Raw genomic sequence first — 19382 nt, 5'->3', positions numbered from 1 at the left:
CTGCACCGGTGCGCGCCCAGATGAGAATCGACTGATGAACTGAGCGGACTCCCGGCGGATCCCTACCTGCGTTGCATCCGCCGTTCACACGCGCCTGCCTATAGTACCGAGATGCTCCCCCGCGCTCCCCGCCAGATCTACCGCTACGCCCAGCTACTCTCCGGCCCCCGCCGAACCCCGCTCTTCGACCGGCACCTGGCCTACCTGCTGGTGGTCATCGCCGGGGCTCTGAACTCCGTCGGCTTCGTGGCCGTGGGTCTCTACACGTCGCACATGACCGGGATGACGGCCTCGGCCGCCGATCACTTCATGACCGGCGACTGGCGCCTGGTGCTGGCGGCGGCCCTGGCCGTGTCCTCATTCATCGTCGGGGCGATCATGTGCACCGTGGTCTTCACCTGGGGCCGACGACGACGGCTCTCGAGCCGCTACGCCAACGTCCTGGCACTGGAGGGCGTACTGATGCTCGTGACCGGTCTGCTGGCCGGGCGATTCGAGGGCCCTGAGACGGAGCTGGTGCTCGTGGCGCCGCTGTGCTTCACCATGGGCCTGCAGAACGCCCTGATCACCAAGATCCGCGACTTCCCGGTGCGAACCACCCACGTCACGGGGATGGTGACCGATATCGCCGTGGAGCTCGGCCGCATCCTCTACCGCAGCCGGGACGCCGCCCCAGTGCGCGGTGACCGGGAGAAGCTGCGGGTGCTCACTGTGCTCGTGGGCCTGTTCTTCCTCGGCGGGATCGTGGGCACGCTGGGTTACTGGGGAATGGGCTTCGGCGCCCTGGTCTTCGGCGCCGCCCTGATCCTGACCGCATCCCTGCCGCCGATCGCGCGCGACTTTGCCGGGCCCGGCACCGGGCCGGCGCGGCGGGGCGGGGTCGCCGCGTGATCGAGTCGAACGGCGGTTGAGTCTGGACAAGCAATGGCGCGGGATCGCCACTAGCGGCCTCTGAGGCGCGTGCGATCGCGGCCAGCATCCACCGCTGGATCACCACCAAGTCCCGCATGTGGGCCGACGGCCCCGCCGTCTACGAAGCCACGTTGTCCACCATCCAAGCGGGACTGCCGCGGAGGCCACCCGCAGACCCAGGGCAAAGTCGAGCGCTTCCAGCAGACCCTGAAGAAGTGGCTGGCAGCCCAGCCCCCACCAGCAGACCTGCCGGGCCTGCAGGCCCTGCTCGATCAGTTCCGCGAGATCTACAACACTCAGCGGATCCACTCAGCGAAGAAGACCACCCCGTACGCCGCCTACATCGCCGCACCGAAGGACACCCCAGGGCCCCTGGCACCGGCCACGACCCGGTTCCGCACCGACAAGATCGACGCCACGTGCAAAGTCACGCTGTGCTACGACGGCCAGCTCTTCCACATCGGCATCGGCCGAGCCCACGCCCGAACCCACGTCGTTCTGATCGTTGAGGACCGCGAGATCACCATCGTGGCCAAGGCCACCGGAGAGATCCTCCGCGAGCTCACCCTGGACCCCACGCGGAAGTACCAGCCACAACGAAAAACACCCCGAACCTGAGGGTTCGGGGTGTTTCCCATGTACTGAGACATCACAATGGTGGGCCCTGTGGGGATCGAACCATGGATTACTGGGTCCGGATGCCACTGTAGACCGCGCAGTCATCCTCACCTGGTTGTGGCTTGGCGCCGTTGGCATCTCCCCCACGGTTGAGGTTCGCCCCCAGCTTGCTGCGGCAAGCCTCAGCCTGCTGGAAGGCGAACAAAGGTCTGAGCAGGCCGGTCTCAATCCAGAGAGGCCAGCAGATCCGCGCAGGCGATCTCGCAGCGCCGGCACGCCTCCGCGCAGACCCGGCAATGCTCATGCATATCCACGTGCTTTTCGCACTCTTCGGCGCAGGACCGGCACGCCGTCCGGCACGTTTCGAGCGCGGCGCGGTTGACGTCGATGTTGTTGCCGGTCTGGCGGGAGAGCACCCTCCCGGTGGTCTCGCAGAGGTCGGCGCAGTCCAGGTTCAGACGGATGCACTGGGTCAGCTCCGCGACCATGTCCTCGGCCAGGCAGGCGTCGGCGCAGGCGGTGCAGGTCTGCGCGCACTCGAAGCAGGCCTCGATGCATTCGGCCAGTTTCTGGGTGTCGATGCCGCCGAGATCCTTCGGGTACGTCTCCAGCATCGAGCTCACGTGATGAGTCATGGTCTCGCTCTTTCTGTCGATCCGAACGGAGCGGGCTGGCAGGCACCAACCCGCTCCGTTGACCATAGACAGCGACCGGCAGGAGGCGGAAGGGCGAAGCCATGAAGAGTTCGTGAAGACGCGCGGGCCGGGACACCGCCCCTTTCACGCTTACTCGGCGGGCTGGAGCTCGCTTTCGACGAACCACTTGTGGTTGGCCATCTCCATGCCATCGATCGTGGTGTCGACCATGTACACGGTCTCCTCGGTCGAGCTCTCGATCGTCGCCTCGGCGCCCTCCATGCCGGGCATGTGATCGGCCTCCAGCACGACCTCGGTACCCGCCGGAAGAGGCGCCTCACCCGGATCTTCCAGCTCCTCGTGCACGACCCACTTGTGGTCGACGACGGGCTCGCCACCATCTGTGGGCGTGTAGCTCACCGAGTAGGCCGTCGTATCGAAGGCACCGGTGATCGTCGCCTCTGCCCCCGCCATGCCGGGCATGTGGTCAGCGGTGAGAACCGCCGTCGAGTCGATCGGATAGGTGGGATCGGCTGCGGCCTCGATGCCCTCGGGCGGGGGCCCGCCCTCGGGATTGTGCCCGGCCATACCCCCGGAACCATGATCCATGCCCATGTCCATATTCGATGACTCGGACGATGTCGACGGCGCAGCCGCCGCCTCGGACGCCGTCTGCGACGGTGCGGGTTGTGCGTCTTCCTCCTCCGCGGTGCCTCCGCAGGCGGTCAGCGCGAGCATGCTCACCGCTGCGGTAGCGGCCATGCTGGTAGTCCAGATGGACTTCTTCATCTCGTCTCCTTCGTTGATGTTCCTTCAGGCGTGGATGGCCTGAAAGTCTCTATGCCAACCCTGCGACAACAGACTGGCGAAGAATTGATGGCCACGCTGACGACCCGGGTCAGGTCTGATTCTTTGCCCATTCGACCGACCCCTCAGCGGTGAGGTCGAGGCCGCGCAGCGTCTGCGCATTGAGCGCGACCACCACCGTAGAGGCGCCCATGAGCAGCGCGCCGATGGCCATGGGCATGACGAACCCGATGGGGGCCAGCACACCGGCTGCCAGCGGCACCGAGATCAGGTTGTAGCCGGCAGCCCACCAGAGGTTCTGCACCATCTTGCGGTAGGAGGCGCGCGAGAGCCGCACGACCGAGACCACCGCGCGCGGATCCTCGGAGGCGAGGATGATCCCGGCCGAGGCGATCGCGACGTCGGTTCCGGCGCCGATCGCGAGCCCGACATCGGCCTGGGCCAGAGCCGGAGCATCGTTCACACCATCGCCGACCATCGCGACCTTCTTGCCCTGTTCCTGCAACTGGCGGACCCGGGCGCTCTTCTCCTCGGGACGGACCTGAGCCTCGATGCGGTCGATGCCCAATTCGCGGCCAACGGCCTCGGCGACGTTGTGGGCATCGCCGGTCAGCATCGCCGTCTCGATCCCCAGGCGGTGCAGGGCCTCGATCGCCTCGCGGGCGGCCGGACGGACCTCGTCGGCCAAGGCTAGGGCCCCGGCAACTCGGCCCTCGACGAGGACGTGCAGAACGATCCGCCCGTCCTGAGCCCATTCGTCGGTGGACAGCGGCTCCGCACCGGCCTGGCTGAGCAGCGCGGGGCCACCGACGCGGATGTCGGTGCCCTCGACGGTGGCCGAGACGCCGACCGCGGTCGCGCTGTCGTGGCCGGTGGCCTGCGGCACGGCAAGGTTACGGTCTTGTGCGGCGGCCACGATCGCCCGCGCCAGAGGGTGCTGGCTCTGCGCTTCGGTCGCGGCCGCGAGGGCCACGAGACGGTCCTCGTTCATGCCCGCCGGGGCGTTTGGTGCCAGCTGCACGCCCAGCAGAGCGGGCTCGCCGAGGGTGAGGGTGCCGGTCTTGTCGAAGACGACGGTGTCGATGCTGCGCACGAGCTCAAGGGCCTTGCGGTCCGAGACGAGGATGCCCTGGCGGGCGGCCCGTCCGGTCGAGATCGAGACGACCAGCGGGATCGCAAGCCCCAGAGCGTGGGGACAGGCGATGACCAGGACGGTGACAACACGGACCAGCGCCATGCTGGGTGTGCCGAGGATCGCCCACACGACGGCGGTGATCGCGGCAGCGAGGAGGGCGAACCAGAACAGCAGGTTCGCCGCCTTGTCGGCGAGGCGCTGGGCGCGGGTCGATGAAGACTGAGCGTCCTGGACCAGACGCTGGATGCCGGCCAGCGCCGTGTTCTCGCCGATCTCGGTGACCTGGAGGGTGAATGGCCGATCGGTCGCCACAGTGCCGGCCACGACCCGGTCGCCCCGCCCGCGCAGGACGGGGACCGACTCACCGGTGACCATGGACTCGTCGATGTCGGCCTCGCCCTCGATCACCTCACCATCGGCGGGGATGCGTCCGCCCGGGCGGACAAGCACGCGGTCGCCGACGGCGAGGTCCGAGGGCGCGACCGTGCGCGTCGAGCCGTCAGGGTCGAGCACCTCAGCCTCGTCGGGCAGCAGGGCCGCGAGCTCATCGAGCGCGTTGGAGGTGCGGGCCAGAGACGCCATCTCGACCCAGTGCCCCAGCAGCATGATCACGACCAGCAGTGCCAGCTCCCACCAGAACTCCAGGTCCGGTGGCAGCAGCCCGAGGTGGCTGCCCCAGGATGCGAAGAACGCCACCGAGATGCCCAGGGTGATTAGGGTCATCATGCCGGGTTTGCGCTGCCGGAGTTCGTCGACCGCACCGGTCAGGAACGGGCGGCCGCCCCAGACGTAGAGCACGGTGCCGAGGATCACGGGGACCCAGGTGATCAGTGCGTTGTCCGGCAACTGGTAGCCCAGCAGGTGCGCGAAGCTGCCGCTGAGAAAGATCGTGGGGATCGAGATGACCAGGGAGATCCAGAACAAGCGGCGGAACATGGCGACGTGGTCATGTCCACCATGGCCTCCATGGTCACCGTTTCCCTCGTGGCCGCCGTCACCCGAGTGCTCGTCCTGGGAATCGTGGGGGTGATCGGGGGTGGGGGCCTCGCGCAAGGGCGAGGTTCCACCATGGTGGTGGGCGTGCGAATCCGTCATAGTTGCCTCCTCATTCTCGACAATACCCCCCGGGGGTATGTTTGGCGAGGAGTTTCCGGGAAGTTGTAATGCTTCCTAAGCCCACCCCGGCCACCAGGGCGGGCAGGTAGTGGATAGCGGTCAACCCGATCAGAGCCAGCCCCCGAGCTGCGTCGATGCCGCTCAGCCGCTTCCGCGACAGAGCCGCGCCTTCGGCGCTCATCGCCGGGACCATCTCCTGGCGCTTAGAGGCCTCGCTCATGGTCGTCTCCCTGAAGTTGTCTTGTTGCGGTAAGTCCCGCCCGGTGGGCATTCTCGGCCCTGGTCAGCTCACAGCCCAGCTGTCACAGCAGCTGCTGTGTTGTCGCTCCCCCGTCGACCGTGCGCAGCACCTGGTTTTTTGCCATCAGCAGCGCTTCTACGTCACCGTCATCGGTGCGGCTGGCCCCCAGGGCGGTGATCTCCCCGAGGGGTTCTTCACTGGAGGTCCAGTTAGCACCGGCATCGGTGCTGGTCAGCAGGCGCCCGTCAATCCCTGTGGCGGCGATGGTGCGGTCGTCGGCCCAGGCCACCAGTGAGGCCAGCTGGGGGGTGTTCAGGGGGGACCAGCTGGCGCCGTCGTCAGTGGAGCGCAGCACGCCGTTTTCTGTGGCAGCCAGCACCGCTCCCGATTTCGGGGACACGGCCAAAGAAACCGGGGCCGAGGGAATGGCGCGCATCTGCCAGGTGCGCCCGTCGGGGCTGAACCGAAGTTGCCCATCGAAGGCGATGATCCCGGCGGGGCCGGCAGCCAGGGCGTGGAAATCCGATTCCCCGCCGCGAGAGAGCACACTCCAGCTCTGCCCGCCGTCGGCGGACTCGGCCAGCCCCAATGGCTCGGGTAGGTCCACGCCCAGGCCGGGGTGGCCTGAGGCCAGGTAGCGGCCGTCGGCGGCGATGGTGAAGCCCATCAGATCCACGATGGGCCCGGCTCTGGTCAGGTCCCCGTCCTCGAGACGGTAGAGGCCCTCGTGGGTGGCCAGCAGCACGGCCCCGTCGGCCGGAGCGCGCGTGATGGCATGGACATGAGTGATCGCCGTGGCCTCGCCGGCGCCCTCACCGGAGGGGGCCGATGTGGAGGTACCCGGCTGCGGGGAGCAAGCTGCGACCGCCAGCCCGGTCCCTGTGACCAGGCCCAAACCGAGGAGAGCCCGTCGGGGCATGAGCGTCATCGGCGGTATCTCATCTCGATCATCATTCCGGCCTCGCCGTGGTACAGGTTGTGGCAGTGGACCATCCAATCCCCGGGATTGTCGGCTTGCAGTTGCAGGGCCAGGGATTGCATCGGGGCGAGCATGACCGTGTCTTTGCGTAATCCGTTGGGCAGGGCGAAGGTGTGGCCGTGGACGTGCAGCGGGTGGGCCATCATGGTCTGGTTGGCCGCGTCCAGCTGGACGCGTTGGCCTTCTCGGATCATCAGCGGGTCATTCTTGCCGTATGGAGCGCCGTTGAACCCCCACTGGTAAGGGTCCATCTGTCCGGTCAGCGCCATAGGCAGGGCCACTTCGACGTCCCGGGTCTCCAACCGGGCGCTGTCGGCCGGCTCCAGTTCGGCGCCGATCAAGGCCGGGCAACGCAGTTCCTTCGGCGTCACCGTCGGGGCCGGTGCGGCGCCGGAGCCGGTGCGGATCAACGCCATGGCCTGGCCGTCCTTGCCCATGGGGGCGGCCACGAACGGGAAGACCCCGTCAGCTATGGTGACGATCGCGTCGTAACGTTCGCCCATGCCGATGGCCAGCGCGTCCGTCTCCTGCGGCTTCACGGGGAACCCATCGGTGTGGGTCACCTCCATGCGGTGCCCGCCGAGAGCGACGGTAAAGATGGTCTCGGCGGCGGCATTGATGATCCGCAGCCGCACCCGGTCCCCCGGCTTGGCGGCCAGCACATCCGGGGCCTCCGGCACCTTGCCGTTGACCAGGTAATGCGGGTAGGTCACGTCCCCGGCGTCCTCGCCGTAGGGCGAGTCTCCACCGCCCTTCATCGGTGCGTGATCCATACCGCCCATAGCCTCCGGGGAGCTCATGTCCATGTCCCCGTGGTCCATTCCGGTCATGCCCCCGTGGCCGGCCCCGTTCCCACTGGAGGAGGTGAGCGCCTGGAGCACGTCCTCGGGCGTGCGTCCCGTGCCGTCGAGCCAGTCATCGAGCACGAGCACCCATTCGTGGTCATAGCGCCCTGGTTCTCTGGGGTCATCGATGATCAGCGGGGCGTACAGAGCCCGGTCCAGTTGAACCCCGACGTGGGGGTGGTAGAAGTAGGTCCCCGGATCCGGTGCGGTGAATTCGTAGGTGTAGGTGCTCCCGGTGGCGATCGGGTCCTGGGTCAACCCTGGCACCCCGTCGGCAGCGGCTTCCAGGGCGATGCCATGCCAATGCACGGTGGTCTCGGCCGGCAACTGGTTGTCGACGGTGATCCGTAGCCGGTCCCCGGCCGTGGCCCGGATCAGCGGTCCAGGGACCGTGTCACCGTAGGCCCACGTATCGACCTGCAAGCCTCCCAAGTCCAGGGTCGCCGGCTGCGCGACAAGCGTCTTCTCCACCAGAGCCCGGCCGGGAAGTGACGGTGCCGCGGAGGAACCCGCAGCAGGTGCACCCCCTGCCAGGACACCAGCACCGAGCAGGCCGAAGCCACCAGTCAACATCCGTCTGCGGGAAACCTGATTCATGATTCCTTTCCGAGGCACAGCAGGGCACGAACGACGACAACCATTCTGGATCCGCGCACAGGCGTAGAGACCGGGATTATTTTGAAGATTCAGCGAAGATCGCAGATGACCTGCGCTCTTGCGGTCACCCGATCACAGCGTGGGGACGACACTGGAGGCATGAACCCAGGCATCGATTCCCCGTCCCATCCGGGACGGGTGCTCGTGGTCGACGACGAGAAGGCCCTAGCGCAGATGATCGCGACGTATCTCTCCCGCGCCGGCTACACCGTGGACCAGGCCCACACCGGCCCCGCGGCCCTTGAAGCAGCCCGAAACCAGCACCCGGATGTGGTGGTCCTGGATCTGGGGCTGCCAGGTCTGGACGGGATCGAGGTGTGCCGTGCCCTTCGGTCTTTCTCCGAGTGCTATGTGCTCATACTCACCGCCCGTGGGGACGAGGACGACAAGCTGACCGGACTGGAGGTGGGCGCCGATGACTACATCACCAAGCCCTTCAGCGTGCGCGAACTCGTCGCACGGGTCCAGGCCGTGCTGCGACGCCCGCGCACCGTCACCGTTCGAGAGGCCCCATGGGTCTTCGGGGACCTGGTCATCGACCTCGCTGCCCACGAGGCCCGGGTGAGCGGGGCCGCGGTCGCACTGACGCGCACCGAGTTCAATCTTTTGGCCACACTCTCGGCCGGCCCCGGACGGGCCTACTCCCGCCGTCAGCTCATCGACATCGTGTGGGATCCGTCCTGGGTGGGCGACGAGCGGATCGTGGACGTGCACATCGGGCATCTGCGCCGCAAACTCATTGAGGCACACCCCGATCTTGACTGCATCAGCACGGTCCGAGGGGTCGGTTACCGCATGGCAAGCCGATGAGCAGGCACCGCCCACGAGGCTTGGCCTCCCGGTTCTTCCTGGCGCAAACCATCGTGGTGATCGCCAGCATCCTCGCCGCGGTCCTCGCCGCCTCCATAGTGGGCCCGGCGATCTTTCACGAGCACCTGCTGCGCGCTGGGGCCGGGCACGACGCCACCCAGCTGATGCATGTGGAACAGGCCTACCGCGACACCAACCTCTGGACCCTGGGGATGGCCCTGGCCACTGCCCTGGTATGCGCCCTGGGCGTCACCTTGGTGTTCACCCGCCGCCTCCAGCGCCCGATCGACGCACTCACCCACGCGGCCCAGGCCATGGCCCGCAGCCGCTACGACACCCGGGTCCCCGCCATGGGCGCCGGCGCTGAGGTGGACGCCCTCGCCGGGGCGTTCAACACCATGGCCGCCCAGCTGGAGCGCACCGAAGACACCCGCCGACGGATGCTCTCCGACCTGGCCCACGAGATGCGCACCCCCATCTCCGTGCTCACGGTCTACCTGGAGGCGCTCCAGGACGAGGTCGCCCACTGGGACGAGACCACCAGCGAGCTCATGGGTGAACAGCTCGCCCGCCTCACCCGTCTGGTGGAAGACATCAACGACGTCTCCCGCGCGGAGGAAGGCCGCATCATCCTGGACCGCACCGAACAACCTGTGGCCGAGCTGGTGCGCGCGGCCGCCGAGGCCTACCGGGAGGCCTACGCCGCCGAAGGTGTGGCCCTGAACATCGACGTCGACGAGACCGCCGGGGACATCGAGGCCGACCGGCAACGCATGGGCCAGGTGCTGGGCAACCTGCTCTCCAACGCCCTGCGCCACACCCCAGCCGGCGGACAGGTCACGCTCAGCGCCAACCGGCAGGGCCCAGGGCGGGTGGCCATCCGTGTCGCCGATACCGGCGACGGCATCAGCCTGGAGCAGATACCTCACCTTTTTGAACGTTTCTACCGCGGTGACACCGCCCGCGACCGCGACCATGGTGGCTCCGGGATCGGCCTGACCATTTCCAAGGCCCTGGCCGAAGCCCACGGCGGACGTCTCACAGCCACCTCCCCTGGTCGCGGGCAGGGCGCGGTCTTCACGGTGGAGCTACCCGCCCACCAGCGGACTGGGTCATCCCCGGCTACGGTGAGCGCACGAAACTGAAGCGTCCTGGGTTTCGTCCGTGGTCAGACGGTCGCGGGTGCGGTCGTCGTGGGGTGAGTGTAGGCGGCCTCGACGTCTGCGGGGGGGCGGTAGTCGAGGGTCTCGTGAAGGCGCTGGGTGTTCCACCAGTTGACCCAGCCCATCGTGGCGAGTTCGACCGTGCTGGCCGTCTCCCAGACGGGCCGGGAGTAGATCAGATCGGTCTTGTAGAGCCCGTTGACGGTCTCTGCGAGAGCGTTGTCGTAGGAGTCTCCGACGGTGCCGACCGACGCGGTCACTCCCGCGGTCACGAGCGCGTCGGTGTAGGCCAACGACACGTACTGACTGGGTTCAACTGGTCGATGCAACACCGGCTTGTTCCAGCAACAGTAGTTCTTCGTTGAAGGCTTCTTCTGGGGTCTTCCAGCCGAGGGCCTTGCGGGGTCGGGTGTTCAGTGCATGCGCGACGGCTTGAAGTTCATCCTGTCCCCAGCGGGCGAGGTCGGTTCCCTTGGGAAAGTATTGGCGGAGCAGCCCGTTGGTGTTCTCGTTCGTACCGCGTTGCCAGGGGCTGTGCGGGTCGGCGAAGAAGACCGGGATGCCGGTTTCGATCTTGAACTGGGCGTGTGCCGACATTTCCTTTCCCCGGTCCCAGGTCACCGACCGGGCGAGCTGGGCGGGCAGCGTCGACATGGTCGTGCTCAGCGCGTTCTTCATCGCGACCGCTCCGTAGCCACCAAGCGCGGGCCCGTTCTTGGGGGTGTTCTTGTGTCGGTACCCCTCTTCGCGGGGCAGATGCACCAGTAGGGTGAACTTGGTCTTGCGTTCGATGACGGTGCCGATCGCTGAGCGCTCCAACCCGATGATCAAGTCACCTTCCCAGTGGCCGGGTACGGCCCGATCCTCGACCTCCGCTGGTCGTTCGCTGATCAGGGTTCCCGGGGTGACGTGAGCCCAGGTCTTGCGCCGTGAACGTTCCCGAGGGACTCGCAGCGCACGTCCTGTCCGCAGACACCACACCAGCTCGCGTTTGAGCGCGCCACGGCCCGCGATGTACAGCGACTGGTAGATCGCCTCGTGACTGATCCGCATGGACTCATCCTCTGGGAAATCGACTTTGAGTCGCTGGCTGATCTGCTCCGGGCTCCACGCCAGAAACCACGGTCGGTCCTTGCGGAACGGCTTGTTGCGGCCGGTGAACCTCGGCGCCGCCGGCCCCGGGATGACTGTCCCGTCCGGCAGCGTGATCTGTCCCGACAGACGGTCCTGTACGTAGGAGCGCAACCGCGGGTTCGTCACCAACTTCGCTGCCTTCGGGCGCCGGGTCGCCAAGTCGGCCTTCCATTGAGCGACCGAGGCCCGGTACTCCAGCTTCCCGCCACGGGTGGCCGCGTTACGCCGGAGCTCTCGAGAGATCGTTCCTGGATCGCGACCGACCTGCCTGGCGATCTCACGCACGCCCTTGTTCTGCGCCCTGAGCAGCGCGATCTCCTCGCGCTCAGCGAAGGAGAGGTAACGGCCGGTGGGCGTGAAGCTCAGATCGAACGGCGGCATACCCCCAGCGTTGTGGAACCAGCGCGCGCCCACGGCCTGAGCCACGCCAGCAGTTTCCGACGCCTGCTCGGGAAGCACACCCTTGGCGATCTGCTCCCAGAACACGACCACGACATGACGCTGGAACTTTGGATGCCCAGGCGACCGCAGCTTCGGACGTACCGCTCGATCTGCTGCCTGCTGACGACGAACCATGAAACACCTCCACGACGGGGTGTTGCGACGACCAGTTGAATCCGCCCTGGGAGCCTCGGTCGCTGTGTACGACGCAACCGGCGACGTCGTGTCCCTCGATACGGCGGCGCGCGACAGCGCTGTCGAGAGCCTTCTTGGCCAGGCGGGACTTCATCCGTGAGTCGATGGCGTAGCCGACGATCCGGTTGGAGTACACGTCCTTGACCGCGCACAAGTAGAGCTTGCCCTCACTGGTGGGGTGCTCGGTGATGTCGGTCAGCCACAGCCGGTTGACGTCGGTCGCGGTGAAGTCGCGCTTCACCTTGTCCTCATGAACAGGCGGGCCGGGCTTCTTGCCGTTCTTGGCGCGCTTCTTGCCGAATGCGCTCCACCACTGGTTGGCCGAGCAGATCGCCCACGCGGTCCGCGCGGTCATCGGCTCACCCACAGCACGCGCTTCGTCGAGCAGGTACCGATACCCGAACTCCGGGTCGTCCCGGTGCGCGTCGAATAAGGCGTTGGCCCGGTAGGCCTCAACCAACTCGGCGGTGGTCATCGGCTGGGTCAGCCACCGGTAGTAGGGCGCACGAGTGATCTTCAGTACCCGGCACGTCACTGTCACGGGGATCCCGTCGACAGCCAACTCACGGACGAGCGGGTACATCATTTTCCCGGCAGGTTTGCCTGCGACAGGTAGGCCGCAGCCCGACGCAAGACCTCGTTTTCCTGCTCCAGTAGCCGGATCCGCTTCTTGGCATCCCGCAGGTCAGCGTTCTGGTCCGCGGTCGTGCCGGGCTTGTGGCCCTCCTCGACGTCAGCTCTCTTGAGCCAGTTGGTCAGGCACGACTCGCTGATCCCGAAGTCAGCAGCGATCTGTTTCAACTGCTGACCCGGCTCACGATTCCTGGCGACGCGCACGACATCGTCGCGGAACTCTTTGGGGTAGGGCTTGGGCACGGTGTACATCCTTCCAGCAGCGCCCCTCGACGCCACAGATCAGATGTCACCTATCCGTGCAGCAGTCCCTTCCGGTTACTACAGGAGGATCAGGTCATGTCCGAGAACACCCCGGGATCGGGCCCGCGCAAGAGGCGTGGGAAGCGGTTCCTCTCGCCCTCGCAGAAGTACGAGATCTGGCTACAGATCGTGCGTCAGGAAGTGACCATCGCGGAGGCAGCGGCGGCCGAGCAGGTCGACCGCTCGACGATCATGCGCATCCGCACGGTCGCCAAGGAAGGCGCGCTGGCAGCGTTGGCGGCGTCCAAGCCCGGCGTGAAGGGTCGCGAACGCGACTTCGAGCTGGAGGCGGCCAAGGCCGAGGTCGCCCGGCTGTCGGAGGCCTGCAAGGAGCTGGCCGTGAAGCTGACTCTCGTGGAGGGAAAAGATCCTTGGGGCTGAGTGGCCGCGTCCCGCGCCGGGTCGATGAGGCCACCAAGACCGCTCTGTTGGACTTGGTCGACCAGGCGGACGAGGCCGGCTGGGACCTGGCCCGCACGTGCCGGGTGCTCGAGCTGCCAGAGCGGCGGGTCTACCGGTGGCAGCGCCGCCGAGCGTCTGGGCAGCTGAGCGACCAGCGTCCCGGGGCCGCGGTCCACGGGCTGCTCGAGCAGGAAGCCGAGGAGATCCTGGCCCTGTTCGAGCAGTGGGGCGAGGTCGACCGCTCCCACCGCAAGCTCGCCCACCGCGGCTCCTACACCGGCCGGTTCTGGGTCTCGCCCTCGAGTGTGCGGCGCGTGCTGACGTTGGCGGACAAGCACTTTCGGCCATTGCCGCGTCCGGGACCCTCGAAGCGTCGCCCGTTCCCGGCCTGGGCGAGCTACACCCCGAACTCGATCTGGATTTTCGACACGACGCACTTCACCCGTGCCGGGATGGCGGTGCTGATCATCCAGGACCTGGTCAGCAGGAAGTGGATCACCGAGATCGTCAGCTCCGAGGAGACCTCCACTCAGGTCGAGGTCGGCTTCACCGCCGCGCTGGAGGCCGAAGGACTCTTGGATGCCGTCGACGCCCGCCATGACGAGGACCGCATCGACGTGCGCACCGATGACCTGCAGCGGCCGATCCTGCTCGCGGTCAGTGACAACGGTCCCCAGATGACCTCCGGCTCGACCCGGGAGTTCATGGCGTTGTGCGCGATCGCTCAGCACTTCGGTCGGCCGGGCACCCCGACCGACCAGGCTTGGATCGAGAGCTTCAACGGTCACCTCAAGGGCGAGAACCCACACTTGGCCGCCATCCAGGATCCCGCCACGCTGCGCGCCGAGCTGGCCGTCGTCCGCGAGCACTACAACACCGTGCGCTTGCACGAGGGCATCGGCTACGTCACCCCCGACGACGAACACGAAGGCCGCGGCGAGACGATCCGCGCCGCCCGCCGCGAGGGCCTCGAACAGGCCCGCCAACGACGTCTTGCCCACCACCGACAAGCCCGCAAGAATGAGAACCCGTCAGGACCCCACGATGTTGGGTAATGAAACGCGAAAGTGCGTCATTAACTCAGACACACCTCAGAGCTTCATCGTCAGCGCATCGGCCGCGACGAACGTGTAGGGGCCGGCGTCCAGCGGGCGGGTGCGGAGGTCGATGACGTGCTCGTCCAGATCCTTGACCATCTCGCTGAACTCCGGACGGCTGATCTCCAGCACGCGTTCGAGAAGACCCACACAAGCGGAAAGGCCGGCAGTCCGACTGCGCGGTAGCATTATGGCGATGACAAGGCGAGAGGCACCGGCCGCACCCGGCGGGAGTATCGAGCGTTCGGGTAGCGATGCATTGCAGGTGGACGGGGTGCAAGCCCTTCTAGTAGCGACTGAACGACTGTTGCAAAGACGCGACCTGCGTTCCATCAAAATCCAGGAGATTGTGTCGGAAGTCGGTATCAACCGCGCGACTTTCTATTTCTACTTCACCTCGAAGTACGCCGTCGTCGCTCAACTTCTTACTCGGTACCGGGATGAAGTCCTCGATGCCGTAGAGCCGTGGACCGGGGTCCGGGTCTCCGCATCCGACGACGACACCATCGTGGACAACGCCGCCTACCGGGACCAGCTGACGACGGCCTTCACCCAACTCGTCGAAGTATGGCAGCGACACAGCGCACTGATGCGAGCGGCATCGGCGAACTGGCGCGTGGTGCCGGAACTCCGTGACGTCTGGCAGGAGAACTTGAAGTGGTTCGTGGACGCCAGTACTGCGCGCATCGAGGCTGACCGACGTCTCGGCATCGCTCCGCCGAGAGGCGATGCTCGGCGACTGGCAACGAGCCTCATGCTCCTCAACGTCGCGATGTTGCAGAACCTGGCGGACGAGGGCCCGATGTCCTTGGGGCCGGAGCACTCGGTAGACCTGATGTGCGAGATCTGGATCCAATCGATCTACGGCACTCCCGACCACTCCTGACGCACAGCGGCGTGTCCGCACACACCTCTAGCCGGGGCGACTCAACACCTGTTGGAATCCGACTCAACACCTGTTGACCGCATCCACACTCGCCGCTATTGTCGTGATCGACGTCGCACGTTCTGCCACCGCAGAACGTCGGCCACATGCCGAACCGCACCCGTGATCGTGACCTAGATCTGAGCGGATCTGGCCAACTCCTTGCTGTCCAATTCTGGCCGTCAAATTCTGGCCGATGGTTCATAAGTCGCAAGACGTCGCGTCCTAGCCGCGATCTGTCCCCTGATCTGTCCCGCGTTTCGCCCACCCCACAGAATCCTTGGACACTGCCGTCCAAATGGAGGTACTCCCATGAAGCACGACATCGACGCTCTTATCGTAGGCGCAGGTTTCTCAGGCTTGTATACGCTTCACCGTCTGCGCGAGAAAGGCGTTTCCGCAAAAATCTATGACCAAGCCTCCGGAGTCGGCGGTACCTGGTATTGGAACCGGTATCCAGGCGCCCGCTGCGACAGTCCGGCCATCGACTATGTACAGTTTCTCTGACGAAATCGCTCACGAGTGGAACTGGACCCGGCGATACCCTGGGCAGCCCGAAATCGAGGGGTACCTCAACTTCGTGGCGGACAAACTGGGCCTACGAGAAGACATCAGGCTCAACGTCCGCATTACATCAGCCCGGTTCGACGAGGTTGATGCCAGATGGACCATCACAACGGACGATGGAGACGTCGTCACGTGCAAGTATTTCATCCCCGCCGTGGGGGCGCTTACCGTAACGAATATGCCGGACATTTCGGGTGTCGACTCCTTCATGGGTCAGCAGTATCACACCGCGCGGTGGCCTCGCGCAGACGTTGATTTCCGTGGGAAGCGCGTGGGCGTGATCGGGACAGGTTCGACAGGGGTGCAGATCATCCCTGAGATCGCCAAGGAAGCCGCTCACCTGACGATCTTCCAACGAACGCCTCAGTACGTCGTTCCGGCAAACGACTACCACTACACCGAAGAGTCGCTCGAAATGGCCAAGATGACTCACAAGAGCCGAAGGCAGTATCTGGAGGGGACGACGGGCGGACTGCCGGTGGTGATGACCGGAAAGTCCGTGCTGCAAGATGACCCCGACGAGCGAAGAGGGGTCCTCGAAGCAGCGTGGCTGTCGGGTGGATTTGCGATGTCGCTGACTTACGCTGACACCGTCCTCAATGAGGAGGCCAACGGGAAGGTAAGCGACTTCGTACGCTCGAAGATCAAAGACCTCGTGAAAAATCCGGAAGATGCCGAAGCGGCGATGCCCGACTATTTTTTTGGAGCGAAGCGCCTCGTCCATTCTGATAGCTACTACCTGACACTCAACCGTTCGAACGTCTCCCTGGTCGACCTCAGGAAGTCGCCGATCCAGGAAGTCACTCCGGAAGGCATCAGGACCCTCAGTGGTCTGCACGACTTGGACATCATCGTCTACGCCACAGGATTCGACGCCATCACCGGCGCCCTGTTGGGTTTTGAGATTACAGGACGCGACGACTTGTCGCTGGAAACGAAATGGAAGAATGGCAGCGACGTCAACTCGTACTTGGGAATAGCGCACGCTGGTTTCCCCAACATGCTGTCGCACATGGGGCCCTTGAACCCTGACTACTTCTCGAACGCTGCAGTTCCGGTCCAACGGCGAGTCGAGTGGATCGCCGAGCTCATTGAGCATGCGGAGAGCAACGGCATCGAAACTATCGATGTGAACGCGGCCATTGAAGAGGAATGGAGTACCGGAGTGAAGGCCTTCGCGAGCGGCCTACTCCTTGCGAAGACCGATTCTTGGTACACGGGCGCAAACATTCCCGGAAAAGTTCGAAACTTCTTGGTGTACTCGGGCGGCGTTAATTCCTACCTTGGGGAGTTGGCGCACGTCGCCAGCCAGGACTATGAAGGCTTCTTGATGACGCCGGCAGTGGAGAACGCGAAGGCCAACTCTTGATGAACCACACATTCTCACGAAGGAGAGGATTATGACGTCCACGGAATCCGTTTCGATGAGCGAACTATCCGGACAGGGTGAGTTCGCTGTCAACGTCGAGTTAAACGTTCCGATGACAGCGCGGGACGGTACGGTCCTGAAATCGAACGTGTATCGCCCGGCAGGCGAGGGGCCATTTCCGGTCTTGCTGACTCGCCAGCCGTACAGCAAGGACCTCATCAGCCACCAATCGGTGCTCGACCCGCTCGCGGCCGCTGCGCGTGGCTATATTGTCGTCGTCCAGGACGTCCGCGGGACTTTCACGTCGGGTGGCGATTTCCGACCCTTCGAAGATGAAGTGTTCGACGGTGTCGACACTGTCGCGTGGGCCGCCTCGCTGCCCGGAGCCTCCGGTCGCGTGGGAATGTACGGCCTCTCATACTTCGGTTTCACTCAACTTGCGGCAGCCGTTGGCGGAGCCTCCGAGCTCGGTGCCGTCGCGCCGATGCAGCGGTGTGCCGATGCGTTGCGGGGCTTCTACTTCCGGCAAGGTGCTTTTGAGCTGAGCATGCAAGGAATCTGGTACCTCGGCGCTGTCGGTGTCGCAGAGGCGATGCGGGTGTCCGATCCAGCAGCCCTCGGGCGCGTGCTGCCCGCGCTGATCAATGAGATCGACTCGCTCGGCTCGGCGGGGTTCGCGTCGCGTCCACTGGCGGAGTTCGCCCCGGTTCGATCTCACCCGGTCAACCAAGGCTTCTTCACACCACTGAATCATCCGATGGATCCCGAGACGTTGAGCTTCATGAACCTCCCCGTCGAGGACAGCGATGTGCCGTCACTCAACATCGGTGGTTGGTACGACATCTTCCTGCAACAGACCATCGACGATTTCAGCGCCGCCAAGGCGCGCAACGTGCCAGCCTCACTGCTTATCGGGCCGTGGGCCCACGCGGCCACCGGTAACCCCGTCGGAGACGTGAACTTCGGCGTCATGTCCTCAGCGGACGTGCTGGACCTGAACGGGGGGCTCTTCGAGACGCAGCTGAGCTGGTTCGACCAGTGGCTCAAGGGCGCTGCCACCAACGAGGAAGCTCCGGTGAAGGTCTTCATCATGGGCTCCAACCGGTGGGCGACGATGGACTCCTGGCCACCGCCGGAGGCCCGGGAGGTGGAGTGGTACCTGGGGTCGGACGGCCGGTTGTCGACCGAGGCGGTACCGAGCACCGGCTCGGACGACTACACCTACGACCCGAGCGATCCGGTTCCGACCCTTGGCGGTGCGCTCATGGCGGACGCTGGTCACCGCCCCGGCCCGATCGACCAACGCCCGATCGAAGCCCGCGCTGATGTCCTGACCTTCACGAGCGAGCCGCTGGAGGAAGACACAGAGGTGATGGGGCGGATCACTGCCTACCTCTGGGCAGCCACTAGCGCCAAGGACACTGATTTCGTCGTCCGGCTGTGTGACGTTCATCCGGACGGCCGATCGATCAATCTCACCGACGGAGTTGTGCGCGCGCGGTATCGCGGGATGGAGGACGGGAAGGGAACGCCCGCTCCCGTCACACCGGGCGAACCGGTCGAATACCGCATCGACCTCTGGTCGACCGCCAACCGGTTCGCCGCCGGCCATCGGATCCGGGTGCAGGTCACCTCGAGCAACTTCCCACGGTGGGACGCCAACCCCAACGTCGAAGGCGATCCGTTCAAGGCCAAGGACTACAACGTCGCAGAGCAGACGATCCTGCACGGTGGAGATACACCGTCGTGCATCGTCCTGCCCACCATGCCAGTGACGTGAGCCGCCGGAGCCGCGCTGCTGACAGCAGATCCACCGGTCAGCAGCGCGGACTTCCATGCCTGGCGGTGACGCGGTGGGATGAACGCAACATGACGGGAGCGTGACGAGGCGAGACCGTCCCTGGTCGGGGAAGGGAACCCCCTTGTCTGTCTTTCAAGGTCGATGGGCGTGGAGGCCTTCTTGGTTCACTTGCCGGGCGATGGTCACCGGTCCGGCGCCGCGACACCATCGACCGGGCGGTGCGGGTGATGTTCAACCAGAAGCGTGAAGCTGCCTGGCTCCCCGCGGCTGGTCCACGATCTGCGCGATGACGGCTGGACGGTCAGCGAGAAGACCGTCGCGGACTCGATGCGCAGCCAAGGCCTGATCGCGCGAAAGGTCAAGCGCCGCAACGGTGGATCGCCCCGGGAGTGGTGGAGGGCGTGATCTTCCCAGGAGGATGGAGTCATGCCGTCATGCCTGCACCGAGGAAGTATCCCGATGAGTTGCGCCATCGAGCTGTGAGGCTGGTGCGCGACCGTATTGCTGATGATCCCGCGCTACCGGCCTCTCGTGCTTGCCGGCCACCGACCGGCCCCGGGCTGGCGGGGGCGGGCCTTCCGGCTGGCTGGCCGGGGG

19 protein-coding genes and 2 pseudogenes are annotated in these 19382 nt (G+C 65.6%); 11 read left to right on the top strand and 10 right to left on the bottom strand.

What is annotated here, in order from left to right; translation table 11 throughout:
• Positions 1-111 precede the first annotated feature (111 nt).
• Both FFS25_RS11125 and FFS25_RS11120 read left to right on the top strand, forming a co-directional pair.
• On the top strand, positions 112-891 hold the full coding sequence (locus FFS25_RS11125) for a YoaK family protein (protein WP_006214728.1): 780 nt from the start codon (positions 112-114) through the stop codon (positions 889-891).
• 69 nt (positions 892-960) lie between these two features.
• Complete coding sequence (locus FFS25_RS11120; RefSeq protein WP_171004185.1) at positions 961-1530, top strand: integrase core domain-containing protein; 570 nt, start codon at positions 961-963, stop codon at positions 1528-1530.
• A 224-nt stretch (positions 1531-1754) separates the two neighbouring features.
• Here FFS25_RS11120 and FFS25_RS11115 read toward each other — a convergent pair whose 3' ends face one another.
• The 5 genes from FFS25_RS11115 to FFS25_RS11090 all read right to left on the bottom strand — a co-directional run bounded on the left by FFS25_RS11115 (position 1755) and on the right by FFS25_RS11090 (position 7885).
• Complete coding sequence (locus FFS25_RS11115; protein WP_006214730.1) at positions 1755-2165, bottom strand: four-helix bundle copper-binding protein; 411 nt, start codon at positions 2163-2165, stop codon at positions 1755-1757.
• Positions 2166-2315: 150 nt separating this feature from the next.
• Entirely contained in the window at positions 2316-2954 is a 639-nt protein-coding gene (locus FFS25_RS11110; protein WP_137802958.1) for a DUF1541 domain-containing protein, read from the bottom strand.
• A 109-nt stretch (positions 2955-3063) separates the two neighbouring features.
• Positions 3064-5202: a heavy metal translocating P-type ATPase gene (locus FFS25_RS11105; protein WP_137802957.1), complete on the bottom strand. Its 2139-nt coding sequence runs from the start codon at positions 5200-5202 to the stop codon at positions 3064-3066.
• Between the two features lie 323 nt (positions 5203-5525).
• Positions 5526-6392: a F510_1955 family glycosylhydrolase gene (locus tag FFS25_RS11095; RefSeq protein WP_061712861.1), complete on the bottom strand. Its 867-nt coding sequence runs from the start codon at positions 6390-6392 to the stop codon at positions 5526-5528.
• Positions 6389-7885, bottom strand: a complete 1497-nt coding sequence (locus FFS25_RS11090) for a multicopper oxidase family protein (RefSeq protein WP_137802956.1) — start codon at positions 7883-7885, stop codon at positions 6389-6391. The genes FFS25_RS11095 and FFS25_RS11090 overlap by 4 nt, the downstream gene beginning before the upstream one ends.
• Before the next feature lie 159 nt (positions 7886-8044).
• On the opposite strand from FFS25_RS11090, the gene FFS25_RS11085 reads away from it, so the two are divergent.
• A complete protein-coding gene (locus tag FFS25_RS11085; protein ID WP_058870846.1) occupies positions 8045-8755 on the top strand; it encodes a response regulator transcription factor in 711 nt (236 codons plus the stop codon).
• Entirely contained in the window at positions 8752-9900 is a 1149-nt protein-coding gene (locus FFS25_RS11080) for a sensor histidine kinase (RefSeq protein ID WP_053446840.1), read from the top strand. Before FFS25_RS11085 ends, FFS25_RS11080 begins: the two co-directional genes overlap by 4 nt.
• Positions 9901-9923: 23 nt before the next feature.
• Here FFS25_RS11080 and FFS25_RS11075 read toward each other — a convergent pair whose 3' ends face one another.
• From FFS25_RS11075 to FFS25_RS11060, 4 genes and pseudogenes are all read right to left on the bottom strand, one after another.
• Positions 9924-10211, bottom strand: coding sequence for an integrase core domain-containing protein (locus tag FFS25_RS11075; RefSeq protein ID WP_171004184.1), 288 nt, complete (start codon positions 10209-10211; stop codon positions 9924-9926).
• A gap of 19 nt (positions 10212-10230) precedes the next feature.
• A complete protein-coding gene (locus FFS25_RS11070; protein WP_171004183.1) occupies positions 10231-11628 on the bottom strand; it encodes an IS30 family transposase in 1398 nt (465 codons plus the stop codon).
• 58 nt (positions 11629-11686) lie between these two features.
• Positions 11687-12043, bottom strand: a pseudogene (locus FFS25_RS14170) (DDE-type integrase/transposase/recombinase); the annotation flags it as partial.
• Positions 12044-12270: 227 nt separating this feature from the next.
• A complete protein-coding gene (locus FFS25_RS11060; protein ID WP_068426869.1) occupies positions 12271-12564 on the bottom strand; it encodes a transposase in 294 nt (97 codons plus the stop codon).
• A gap of 96 nt (positions 12565-12660) precedes the next feature.
• On the opposite strand from FFS25_RS11060, the gene FFS25_RS11055 reads away from it, so the two are divergent.
• Complete coding sequence (locus FFS25_RS11055; RefSeq protein WP_068426857.1) at positions 12661-13005, top strand: hypothetical protein; 345 nt, start codon at positions 12661-12663, stop codon at positions 13003-13005.
• On the top strand, positions 12996-14081 hold the full coding sequence (locus tag FFS25_RS11050; RefSeq protein ID WP_212742745.1) for an integrase core domain-containing protein: 1086 nt from the start codon (positions 12996-12998) through the stop codon (positions 14079-14081). The genes FFS25_RS11055 and FFS25_RS11050 overlap by 10 nt, the downstream gene beginning before the upstream one ends.
• Positions 14082-14120: 39 nt before the next feature.
• Here FFS25_RS11050 and FFS25_RS11045 read toward each other — a convergent pair.
• A pseudogene (locus FFS25_RS11045) lies at positions 14121-14246 on the bottom strand (transposase); the annotation flags it as partial.
• A 73-nt stretch (positions 14247-14319) separates the two neighbouring features.
• On the opposite strand from FFS25_RS11045, the gene FFS25_RS11040 reads away from it, so the two are divergent.
• The 5 genes from FFS25_RS11040 (at position 14320) to FFS25_RS11020 (ending at position 19190) form a co-directional block, all read left to right on the top strand.
• The gene (locus tag FFS25_RS11040; RefSeq protein ID WP_170307684.1) at positions 14320-15009 is read left to right on the top strand and encodes a TetR/AcrR family transcriptional regulator; all 690 of its coding nucleotides are present in this window, start codon (positions 14320-14322) and stop codon (positions 15007-15009) included.
• Between the two features lie 351 nt (positions 15010-15360).
• Entirely contained in the window at positions 15361-15555 is a 195-nt protein-coding gene (locus FFS25_RS11035) for an NAD(P)-binding protein (protein ID WP_137802953.1), read from the top strand.
• The gene (locus tag FFS25_RS11030) at positions 15539-16984 is read left to right on the top strand and encodes a flavin-containing monooxygenase (protein WP_170307683.1); all 1446 of its coding nucleotides are present in this window, start codon (positions 15539-15541) and stop codon (positions 16982-16984) included. The genes FFS25_RS11035 and FFS25_RS11030 overlap by 17 nt, the downstream gene beginning before the upstream one ends.
• Positions 16985-17015: 31 nt before the next feature.
• Positions 17016-18764 (top strand): CocE/NonD family hydrolase, encoded by a 1749-nt coding sequence (locus tag FFS25_RS11025; RefSeq protein ID WP_082817307.1) that lies wholly within the window; start codon positions 17016-17018, stop codon positions 18762-18764.
• A 264-nt stretch (positions 18765-19028) separates the two neighbouring features.
• Positions 19029-19190: an IS3 family transposase gene (locus FFS25_RS11020; RefSeq protein WP_211596864.1), complete on the top strand. Its 162-nt coding sequence runs from the start codon at positions 19029-19031 to the stop codon at positions 19188-19190.
• The last annotated feature ends 192 nt before the right edge of the window (positions 19191-19382 follow it).

This window comes from Kocuria sp. 2SI (assembly GCF_005502825.1).
Lineage (GTDB): Bacteria > Actinomycetota > Actinomycetes > Actinomycetales > Micrococcaceae > Kocuria > Kocuria palustris.
Note: the sequence above shows the minus strand (reverse complement) of the source record. Positions and strands in the feature narration are given on the sequence as shown.

Coding starts and splice junctions, on each gene's coding strand:
- FFS25_RS11085 (WP_058870846.1), top strand. CDS start 8,045: ATGAACCCAGGCATCGATTCCCCGTCCCATCCGGGACGGGTGCTCGTG.
- FFS25_RS11090 (WP_137802956.1), bottom strand. CDS start 7,885: ATGAATCAGGTTTCCCGCAGACGGATGTTGACTGGTGGCTTCGGCCTG.
- FFS25_RS11095 (WP_061712861.1), bottom strand. CDS start 6,392: ATGACGCTCATGCCCCGACGGGCTCTCCTCGGTTTGGGCCTGGTCACA.
- FFS25_RS11040 (WP_170307684.1), top strand. CDS start 14,320: ATGACAAGGCGAGAGGCACCGGCCGCACCCGGCGGGAGTATCGAGCGT.
- FFS25_RS11025 (WP_082817307.1), top strand. CDS start 17,016: ATGACGTCCACGGAATCCGTTTCGATGAGCGAACTATCCGGACAGGGT.
- FFS25_RS11110 (WP_137802958.1), bottom strand. CDS start 2,954: ATGAAGAAGTCCATCTGGACTACCAGCATGGCCGCTACCGCAGCGGTG.
- FFS25_RS11105 (WP_137802957.1), bottom strand. CDS start 5,202: ATGACGGATTCGCACGCCCACCACCATGGTGGAACCTCGCCCTTGCGC.
- FFS25_RS11070 (WP_171004183.1), bottom strand. CDS start 11,628: ATGGTTCGTCGTCAGCAGGCAGCAGATCGAGCGGTACGTCCGAAGCTG.
- FFS25_RS11080 (WP_053446840.1), top strand. CDS start 8,752: ATGAGCAGGCACCGCCCACGAGGCTTGGCCTCCCGGTTCTTCCTGGCG.
- FFS25_RS11055 (WP_068426857.1), top strand. CDS start 12,661: ATGTCCGAGAACACCCCGGGATCGGGCCCGCGCAAGAGGCGTGGGAAG.
- FFS25_RS11035 (WP_137802953.1), top strand. CDS start 15,361: ATGAAGCACGACATCGACGCTCTTATCGTAGGCGCAGGTTTCTCAGGC.
- FFS25_RS11125 (WP_006214728.1), top strand. CDS start 112: ATGCTCCCCCGCGCTCCCCGCCAGATCTACCGCTACGCCCAGCTACTC.
- FFS25_RS11030 (WP_170307683.1), top strand. CDS start 15,539: ATGTACAGTTTCTCTGACGAAATCGCTCACGAGTGGAACTGGACCCGG.
- FFS25_RS11115 (WP_006214730.1), bottom strand. CDS start 2,165: ATGACTCATCACGTGAGCTCGATGCTGGAGACGTACCCGAAGGATCTC.